At 70.8% G+C, this 8,734-nt stretch carries 7 protein-coding genes and 2 pseudogenes; 7 read left to right on the plus strand and 2 right to left on the minus strand.

Going from position 1 to position 8,734, the window contains the following annotated elements; all coding sequences use genetic code 11:
* A pseudogene (locus E1265_RS37395) lies at window positions 1-437 on the minus strand (hypothetical protein); the annotation flags it as partial.
* A 250-nt stretch (window positions 438-687) separates the two neighbouring features.
* Here E1265_RS37395 and E1265_RS29115 point away from each other — a divergent pair.
* The 6 genes from E1265_RS29115 (at window position 688) to pstS (E1265_RS29140) (ending at window position 6,988) form a co-directional block, all read left to right on the plus strand.
* Window positions 688-1,524 (plus strand): response regulator transcription factor, encoded by an 837-nt coding sequence (locus E1265_RS29115; protein ID WP_243741192.1) that lies wholly within the window; start codon window positions 688-690, stop codon window positions 1,522-1,524.
* A gap of 248 nt (window positions 1,525-1,772) precedes the next feature.
* Window positions 1,773-2,885: a phosphate ABC transporter substrate-binding protein PstS gene (gene pstS / locus E1265_RS29120; protein WP_207931255.1), complete on the plus strand. Its 1,113-nt coding sequence runs from the start codon at window positions 1,773-1,775 to the stop codon at window positions 2,883-2,885.
* 129 nt (window positions 2,886-3,014) lie between these two features.
* Complete coding sequence (gene pstC / locus E1265_RS29125) at window positions 3,015-3,959, plus strand: phosphate ABC transporter permease subunit PstC (protein WP_132933986.1); 945 nt, start codon at window positions 3,015-3,017, stop codon at window positions 3,957-3,959.
* The gene (pstA, locus tag E1265_RS29130; RefSeq protein WP_132933987.1) at window positions 3,959-5,059 is read left to right on the plus strand and encodes a phosphate ABC transporter permease PstA; all 1,101 of its coding nucleotides are present in this window, start codon (window positions 3,959-3,961) and stop codon (window positions 5,057-5,059) included. The genes pstC and pstA overlap by 1 nt, the downstream gene beginning before the upstream one ends.
* A gap of 26 nt (window positions 5,060-5,085) precedes the next feature.
* Window positions 5,086-5,865, plus strand: a complete 780-nt coding sequence (gene pstB / locus E1265_RS29135) for a phosphate ABC transporter ATP-binding protein PstB (RefSeq protein ID WP_132933988.1) — start codon at window positions 5,086-5,088, stop codon at window positions 5,863-5,865.
* A 34-nt stretch (window positions 5,866-5,899) separates the two neighbouring features.
* Complete coding sequence (gene pstS / locus E1265_RS29140; RefSeq protein ID WP_132933989.1) at window positions 5,900-6,988, plus strand: phosphate ABC transporter substrate-binding protein PstS; 1,089 nt, start codon at window positions 5,900-5,902, stop codon at window positions 6,986-6,988.
* A 51-nt stretch (window positions 6,989-7,039) separates the two neighbouring features.
* On the opposite strand, the gene E1265_RS29145 is transcribed toward pstS (E1265_RS29140), so the two are convergent.
* On the minus strand, window positions 7,040-7,894 hold the full coding sequence (locus E1265_RS29145) for a helix-turn-helix transcriptional regulator (protein WP_132933990.1): 855 nt from the start codon (window positions 7,892-7,894) through the stop codon (window positions 7,040-7,042).
* A 214-nt stretch (window positions 7,895-8,108) separates the two neighbouring features.
* Between E1265_RS29145 and E1265_RS29150 the strand changes: the two are divergent.
* Window positions 8,109-8,734, plus strand: a pseudogene (locus E1265_RS29150) (DNA-binding protein); the annotation flags it as partial.

Here is an 8,734-nt window from a genome sequence, read left to right on the forward strand (position 1 = left end):
GCGGCGTCCGGACCGCCGGCCCCGGCGGGCGGCTCGTCGGCCAGTCCGGGCCGCAGGATCTCGGGGATCTCGATGCCGCCGCGGAAGCGGCCGATTTCGCCGTCGGGCCAGTACGTGTCGGGCGGGCCCTCCGGCGCGGGGACGCGCGGCACGGGTACGGGGGCGGCGAGGGGAGCGGACGGCGCGGAAGGCGCCGGCGCCGCCGATTCGGCCGCCGCCGCGACCACGTCCTCCGGGGTGCCCATCCGGCCCAGGATCCGCTTCACGCTGGCGCGGCTCTCGCCGCCGCCCGCCGCGGTCGACCGCTGGCGGCCGATCTCGTCCCGCAGTCGGTTCACCAGGGCGGCGCGCTCCGCGGCCGACATGCTGGTGCCGTGAGCGAGGTCGCCGACCCGGCTCAGGTAGTCGAAGACCAGCTGTTCACTCTCGATTCCCACGCCAACTGCCCCTGCGTCCGCACCGGCCAGAACCCCCTGACGATGCTACTCGCGGGCGGGCGAACCTGGGCGAACCTGAGAGAACGCCGTTGTTCATCGGGGGTTCACCGAACGCCGTACAACCCGCTACCCACGGCTCGTTACATGTGAACGTCCCCGCCGCACACCACACCGACTTCGGACACCACGCCCCGGGAGCGCGACCGCACCGCGTTCTTCACTGCCGACCGCGACTGCGAGGGAGAGCGCCATGGGCGCATGGTTGAGTACGACCAGACCGCGACGTTCGACGTCCTCCTCCCCGACGAGCGAGCCGAGGATCGAGTCGAGGCTCGAGCCGCGCGGCATCTTCCCCGTGGCGGACAAGGAGCTGCCCGAGGAACTGCCGGCGCCCATACCGCTGGGCTCCAACCCGGTGGTGCTGCTGGCCGACTCGGACGAGCGGATCCGGCAGGGCCTGACGGCGCAGCTCGCCAAGTACCAGGTGTCGGTGGTGCACTGCGCGGACGGCGCGGCGGCGTTGCTCGAGGCGGGGCTGCGGAAGCCCGACGTGCTGCTGGTCTCGGCCGAGCTGCCGGTGATCGACGGGGCGACGGTGTTGCGGCTGGTGCGGAAGCGGCTCTCGATCCCGGTGGTGCTCGGCGTGGGCCCCGACGACACGGCGCAGGTGGGCCCCGCGCTGGCGGCTGGCGCGAGCGCGTGCGTGGCGCGCCCCTACCGGCCGCGTGAGGTGGCGCAGCTGCTCAGCCTGGCGGACCGGGGTCCGCGTGGCTGGGATCAGCCCCTGGTGTGCGGCCCGCTGACCTTGGACCCGAGCACCTACGAGGTCCGGATGCACGGCGTCTCGACGGCTCGGCTACCGTTGCGCGAGTTCCAGCTGCTGCACCTGCTGATGCTGCACGCGGAGAAGGTGATCACCCGGGAGCGGATCAGGGCCGAGCTGTGGGGCGAGGGGGCCCGGCGGTCGAACACCATCACCGTTCACATTCGGCGCCTTCGGGAGCGGCTCGGTGACGACCCGCACCATCCGGAGATCATCCAGACGGTGCGCGGCGTCGGCTACCGTCTGGTGCCGCCGGAGAGCTGATGGGACAAGGGCTGGGGCCCGGTGGCACGCCGCCGGGCCCGGTGGCGTACCCGGCGTCGCAGCGGGTACGCATCCGCCCGGAGCTTAACGATTCCAACACTTTTTGTGAAACTGTCGGTTCCTCCGAACCTATCTTTTTGTTCACCTTCTGGCCCGCCCCGCTTCGCTGACCGCTCCTACGTTCAGCACGACATATTCAAGTCATCTGCACCCAGCCGGCCGGCTGGACATGAACAAGGAGCAAGGTCATGCGCAACATGCGCGCCAAGACCGCCGCGATAGCCGTGGTTTCCGCCCTGGCCCTGGTCACGGCCTGCAGCAGCGAGAACGAGAGTGGCGACACCGGCGGCAACGGCGGCGACGCCACCGCTGAGGGCTCGGACCTGTCGGGCACCCTGGCCGGCGCGGGCGCCACCTCCCAGGACGCCGCGCAGCAGGCCTGGATGGCCGGCTTCCAGTCCGCCAACCCCGATGTCACCATCTCGTACGACCCGACCGGCTCGGGTGGCGGGCGTGAGCAGTTCATCGCGGGCGGCGTGGCCTTCGCGGGCAGTGACGCCTACCTGGACGACGAGGAGCTGACCGCCGCCACCGAGCAGTGCGGCGGGGACGTCGTCGAGCTCCCGATCTACGTGTCGCCGATCGCCGTGGTCTTCAACCTGCCGGGTGTGGAGTCGCTCAACCTCTCCCCGAACACCATCGCCCAGATCTTCAACCAGCAGATCACCAACTGGAACGACGAGGCCATCGCCGCCGACAACCCCGACGTCGAGCTGCCCGACCTCGCGATCACCCCGGTGAACCGCTCCGACGAGTCGGGCACCACCGAGAACTTCGTCGACTACCTGTCGCAGACCGCCGGTGAGGACTGGCCGCACGAGGTCAGCGGCGACTGGCCGGTCAGCGGCGGCGAGGCCGCCCAGGGCACCTCCGGCGTGGTGGCCGCGGTCAGCGGCGGCGAGGGCACCATCGGCTACGCCGACGCCAGCCAGGCCGGCGACCTCGGCACCGTCAACGTGGGCGTGGGCGAGGAGTTCGTGTCCTACTCGCCGGAGGCCGCGGCCGCCGTGCTCGAGGTCTCGCAGCGGGTCGAGGGTCGCGGCGAGCACGACTTCGCCTTCGACCTGGCCCGGGACACCACCGAGGCCGGCACCTACCCGATCGTCCTGGTCTCCTACGGCCTGGCCTGCGGCTCCTACGACGACGCCGCGCAGGGTGAGCTGACCCGCGCCTACCTGTCCTACATCGTGAGCGAGGAGGGCCAGGCCGCCGCCGCCGAGGCCGCCGGTTCCGCCCCGATCTCGGACGCGCTGCGCCAGCAGATCCAGCCCGCCGTCGACGCGATCGGCGCCGCCGGCTGAGTCCGCCACTCCCCGCGGTCCGGGCGGTCACCTTCAAGCGGGGTGACGCCCGGACCCGTGGGCTTTCCCCGACGGAACGTCGTACCGATCAGCAGCAGAGCAGCAAGAAGCCGTAGAAAGGGACAAGGAGTGCCCCCCACCACAGAGAAGACGCGCACCCGCGGCGCGCCGCAGCGGCCGGGCGATCGCATCTTCGCGGGCGCCTCGACCGGGGCAGGCGTACTGATCCTGGTCATCCTGGCCGGCGTCGCGGCCTTCCTGGTCACCGAGGCCTGGCCGGCGATGACAGCGCCGGCGGAGGACATACCAGGCGGCGACAGTTTCGTCGTCTACGTATGGCCCCTGCTCTTCGGCACCCTGCTCTCGGCGTTCTTCGCGCTGGTGATCGCCACCCCGCTCGCGGTGGCCATCGCCCTGTTCATCACCCACTACGCGCCGCGGCGGCTCGCCACGGCGCTCGGCTATGTGATCGACCTGCTCGCCGCGGTGCCCAGCATCATCTTCGGTCTGTGGGGCATCGCCGAGCTGGCGCCCCGCACCGTGGAGCCGACCCGCTGGCTCGAGGAGAACCTGGGCTTCATCCCGCTGTTCGAGGGCCCGGCCTCGACGACCGGCCGCACCATGCTGACGATCTCGATCGTGCTCGCGGTGATGGTCCTGCCGATCATCACCGCCGTCGTGCGTGAGGCGTTCCTGCAGACGCCCCGGCTGCACGAGGAGGCGTCACTGGCGCTGGGCGCCACCCGCTGGGAGATGATCCGGATGGCGGTGCTGCCGTTCGGCCGCTCGGCCATCATCGGCGGCGCGATGCTCGGCCTGGGCCGCGCGCTCGGCGAGACGATGGCGGTGGCGATCCTGCTCTCGCCCTCCGGCGACGTCTCGTTCAACCTGATCAGCAGCGCCAACCCGTCGACCATCGCGGCCAACATCGCGCTGACCTTCCCCGAGTCCTCCGGCATCACGATCAACGTCCTGATCGCCTCCGGCCTCATCCTCTTCGCCGTCACGCTCCTGGTCAACATGGGTGCCCGCGCGGTGATCAACCGGCGTCGCGAATTCTCGGGAGCCAACTGATGTCCACCACCCCCACCACCTCCGAGAACCGCGAGACGGAGCCGGCGGGTCCCGGCAAGGACGAACTGCAGCCGGAGCGGCTGACCCACGGCACGCTGCCGCGGCGGGCCGCCCAGCTCACCCTGGGCGCGGCCGCGCTGGTCGGCGTCGCGCTCTGGCTGGCCGGCGTCTTCGGCCCGGTGGCGGCCGCGCTGCTCGCCGCGATCGGCTACACGACCGGGATCTACCTGTGGTCCCGCTCGGTCGAGGGCCCGCGCAAGGCGTTCGACCGCTTCGTGACCGCCGTCGTCTTCTCGGCGTTCCTGCTGGCGCTGCTGCCGCTGGTGTCGGTGCTCTTCACCGTCGTCGACCGCGGCCTGACGCGGTTCGACGGCGACTTCTTCACCTTCTCGATGCGCAACATCGTCGGCGAGGGCGGCGGCGCCCACCACGCGCTGTTCGGCACACTGATCATCACCGCGCTCGCCGCCCTTATCTCGGTGCCGGTCGGCATGCTGACCGCCATCTACCTGGTGGAGTACGGGCGCGGCCGGCTGGCGCGCTCCATCACCTTCTTCGTGGACGTGATGACCGGCATCCCGTCGATCGTCGCCGGCCTCTTCGCCGTCGCCCTCTTCCAGATGTTCATGGGCCCCGGCGTCCGGATGGGCATCATGGGCGCGATCGCGCTGAGCGTGCTGATGATCCCGATCGTGGTGCGCTCCACCGAGGAGATGCTGAAGCTGGTGCCCAACGAGCTGCGCGAGGCGTCGTACGCGCTTGCGGTGCCGAAGTGGCGCACCATCATGAAGGTGGTGCTACCCACCGCCGCGGCCGGCATCGGCTCCGGCGTGACGCTGGCCATCGCCCGCGTGATCGGTGAGACCGCCCCGCTGCTGGTCACGGTCGGCATCACCACGAGCGACAACTTCAACCCGTTCGACGGTCGGATGGCGACCCTCTCGGTGTTCTCGTACACCCAGTACGCCTCCCCCGGGGTGCCGCCGGAGTTCAGCCTCGACCGCGCCTGGGCGGCCGCTCTCACGCTGATCCTCATCGTGATGGTGCTCAACCTGGTGGCGCGGCTGATCGCCCGCCTTTTCGCCCCCAAGACCCGCTGACGAACAGCTGAGAGAAGAGAAGCACAGTGGCCAAGCGCATCGAGGTCGAGGGACTCGACATCTACTACGGCAACTTCCTTGCGGTGCAGGGCGTCTCGATGACGATCCAGCCCAAGGCGGTCACCGCCCTGATCGGCCCGTCGGGCTGCGGCAAGTCGACGTTCCTGCGCACCCTCAACCGCATGCACGAGCTGGTGCCCGGCGCCCGCGTCGAGGGCAAGGTCGCGATGGACGGCCAGGACCTGTACGGGGCCGACGTCGACCCGGTCAACGTCCGCCGCCAGATAGGCATGGTCTTCCAGCGGCCCAACCCGTTCCCGACGATGTCGATCTACGACAACGTGGTGGCGGGCGTGAAGCTGAACAGCAAGCGCATGAAGAAGGCCGACATGGACGAGCTCGTCGAGCGCTCGCTCCGCTCGGCCAACCTGTGGGAGGAGGTCAAGGACCGGCTCTCCAAGCCCGGTTCCGGCCTCTCCGGCGGCCAGCAGCAGCGTCTCTGCATCGCCCGCGCGGTGGCCGTGCAGCCCGAGGTGCTGCTGATGGACGAGCCCTGCTCGGCCCTCGACCCCATCTCCACGATGGCCATCGAGGACCTGATGATGCAGCTCAAGTCCGAGTACACCATCGTCATCGTCACCCACAACATGCAGCAGGCGGCCCGCGTCAGCGACACCACCGGGTTCTTCAACCTGAAGGCGGTCGGTGAGCCCGGCGGTCTGGTCGAGGTGGACGCGACGGAGAAGATCTTCTCCAACCCGTCCGTGCAGGCCACCGAGGACTACATCTCCGGCCGGTTCGGCTGATCGTCGGGACGACCGAGGTCGCGAGGGGGGCACCATGCGGGACCGATCGTTCATCCTGGCCAGGCCCGTCGCGCTCGTGACGGCGGGCGTCCTCGTCCTCGCCGGCTGCGTGGCCGGCGGGGACGAGGGGCCGACCGTGACCAGGGGCACGCTCTCCGGCGGGATCACCGGCGCCGGGGCGACGTTCCCCGACCCGCTGTTCCAGGAGTGGATCACCCACTACGAGCAGCGGGTCGAGACCGGTGCGGACATCGACTACCAGGCGGTCGGCTCGGGCGGCGGCATCGAGCAGTTCCTCGCCGACGCCGTCGACTTCGGCTCGTCCGAGCGCTACCTGCAGCAGGGCGAGCTGAACGTGGCGCGCCAGGTGCGGGGCTGCGCGGCCGTGCAGTTCCCGGTGCTGTTCGGCGCCGTGGTGCTGGCGTTACACGACGACGCGCTCGACGGCCTGGTGCTCGCCCCGGACGTGATCGCCGGGATCTACGATCGCCGGATCACCCGCTACGACGACCCGGCGATCGCCGCGCTCAACCCGGGGATGGAGCTGCCGGACACGGAGATCCTGCCGGTGCACCGCTCGGACGGCTCGGGCACCACCTACGTGTTCACCCGCTACCTGACGACCGAGGTGCCGTCCTGGGCACAGCGGTACGCGGAGGGCACGGACATCGACTGGCACGAGGACACCCTGGGCGGCGAGGGCAACGAGGGCGTGACCAGGGCGGTGCAGGAGAACGCGGGCGGCATCGGCTACGTCAACCAGTCGTACGCGCTGCGCAACGACCTGGCGACGGCCCGGGTGGTGAACGAGGACGGTACGCCGATCGAGCCGACGCTCGAGGCGACGACGGCGGCCTCGGAGGAGGCGTCGATCCCCGACGACTTCCAGTTCGACATCGACGACATCGGCGGCAGCGGCTACCCGATCACGGGCGCCAACTGGATCTTCGCCTACGAGTGCGGCTACGACGACGAGACGGCCGAGGTGCTGCGGGACTTCTGGACCTGGGTACTGACCGACGTGGAGGCCGACCAGCTGGCGGCGGAGCTCGGCTACGCGCCGATGGGCCGGGAGCTGAAGCGCCGGGTGATCGAGGAGATCGGTCGGGTCAACGGCGGCTAGCTCGAGTCCTGCCCTGTCCGGCGGACAGGGCCCAGGTCCCGGCCCGTGGGGTCACATCTCGCGGGCGACGTGATAGATGAGCTGGCGTGACTCGTCGGGCGGCAGGGAGACCTGCAGGGCCCGGTCGAAGAACATCCGGTAGCGGGAGAGCGGGGCGTCCGCGTCGAGGTAGAAGCCGCCGATCGGGGTGTCGATCTGCACGGTGTCCAGCTCGGCCACGATGCCCCGCGCGTAGGAGACGGCCGTGGTGGCCTCGAAGAACTCCTCGTTGGTGAAGGGGATCACCCGCACCCGGATGTTGGGCCGCTCGGTGTCGCGCAGCAGCTGGTCGAGCTGGGCCCTGGCGACGCCCCGGCCGCCGTACCGCATGCGCAGCACGGCCTCGTGCAGGAAGACGTGGAGCGGCATGGGGTTGTCCCGCTCCAGGACAACCTTTCGCCGCATCCGGTGCTCAACGCGCGCCTCCAGCTCCTCGTGCGGCAGTTCGATCAGCCCGCCGCCGAACAGCGCCCGCGCGTAGTCCTCGGTCTGCATCAGCCCGGGGATGGTCACGGTGCAGCAGATCTGCATGCTGGACGCGTGGTGTTCGAGCTCCGAGATGTCCAGCCAACTAGGGGCAAGGATGCCACGGTACTCGTCCCACCAGAACTGACCCCGGTGTTCGCGGGCGATCGCGCACAACGCGTCGAGCAGGGGCTGATCTGTGCATTCGTAGAAGGTGGCGAGCTTGCGGATGCGCTCCTCGCTGACGCCGATCCGGCCGGACTCTATGTGGCTGATCTTCCCCTGGTCCGTCCCCAGCATCCCGGCGGCCTCCCGCGCGGTCCGGCCGGCGCGCTCCCGCAGTTTGCGCAACTCCGCGCCCAGACGCCCCTGTCGGTAGGTGGGGTTCTCCCTCGGCGGCATCGGTCCTTCTGTCCTTCCGTCGGCTTGGGCCCGAGTCTGCCGCTCCATCACCCCCCGAGTCCACTCGCCTACAGATCTTGGCATATGCAGCTTTGCACCGGCGCAACCATGCTCCTATTCGGGGAACGAGGGCCTGTGCGGTGTTGTGTGGTGTTCACGTCTCATTCCGTCCCGTCCGGTGCTGATCAGACGCGGTCCGGGTAGCGTTGGGTGGATGACAAGGCCGCCGGCCCCCCGCACCCTCGCCGACGAGCTGCGCGCCCGCTCCGACGCGCGGCTGGCCGAGTTGCTGCGGGCACGCGCCGACCTCCTCTCGCCGCTCCCCGGCGACCTGTCCCAGCTCGCCACCCGCGCCGGCACCAGGACCTCCGTGCTGCGCGCCCTCGAACGCCTCGACACCTTCACGCTGCGCGTCGCCGAGGCGCTGGCCGTCGCGCACCAGCCCTGCCCCGCCCCGGCGCTCGCCGCGCTGCTGCCCGGCGGCGAGGAGCGGCTGCCGCTCGCCCTCGGCACCCTCCGGGACCGCGCCCTGCTGTGGGGCAGGGACGACGCGCTGCGGCTCGTCCGCACCGCGCAGGAGCTCCTCGCACCCGGCCCGGCCCGGCCGAGCCCGACCGGCCTCGGTCCCACCCTGGCCGAGACCGCCGCCGGCATCTCGCCGAGCCGGATCCAGGAGCTGCTGGCCGGCGCCGGACTGCCCCCCACCCACGACCCCGTCTCGGCGCTGGCCGCCCTCACCGGGCTCTTCGCCGACCGGGACCGGCTCACCGCGCTGCTCGACCAGGCGCCGGAGGCCGCGCGCGCCGTGCTCGACCAGCTCACCTGGGGACCCCCGTACGG

Origin of the sequence: Streptomyces sp. 8K308 (genome assembly GCF_004348315.1) — a bacterium.
Lineage (GTDB): Bacteria > Actinomycetota > Actinomycetes > Streptomycetales > Streptomycetaceae > Streptomyces.

Excerpts from the sequence above, each read along its gene's own strand:
- E1265_RS29115 (WP_243741192.1), top strand. The coding sequence starts at position 688 with ATGGGCGCATGGTTGAGTACGACCAGACCGCGACGTTCGACGTCCTCC.
- pstS (WP_207931255.1), top strand. The coding sequence starts at position 1,773 with ATGCGCAACATGCGCGCCAAGACCGCCGCGATAGCCGTGGTTTCCGCC.
- pstA (WP_132933987.1), top strand. The coding sequence starts at position 3,959 with ATGTCCACCACCCCCACCACCTCCGAGAACCGCGAGACGGAGCCGGCG.
- pstS (WP_132933989.1), top strand. The coding sequence starts at position 5,900 with ATGCGGGACCGATCGTTCATCCTGGCCAGGCCCGTCGCGCTCGTGACG.
- E1265_RS29145 (WP_132933990.1), bottom strand. The coding sequence starts at position 7,894 with ATGCCGCCGAGGGAGAACCCCACCTACCGACAGGGGCGTCTGGGCGCG.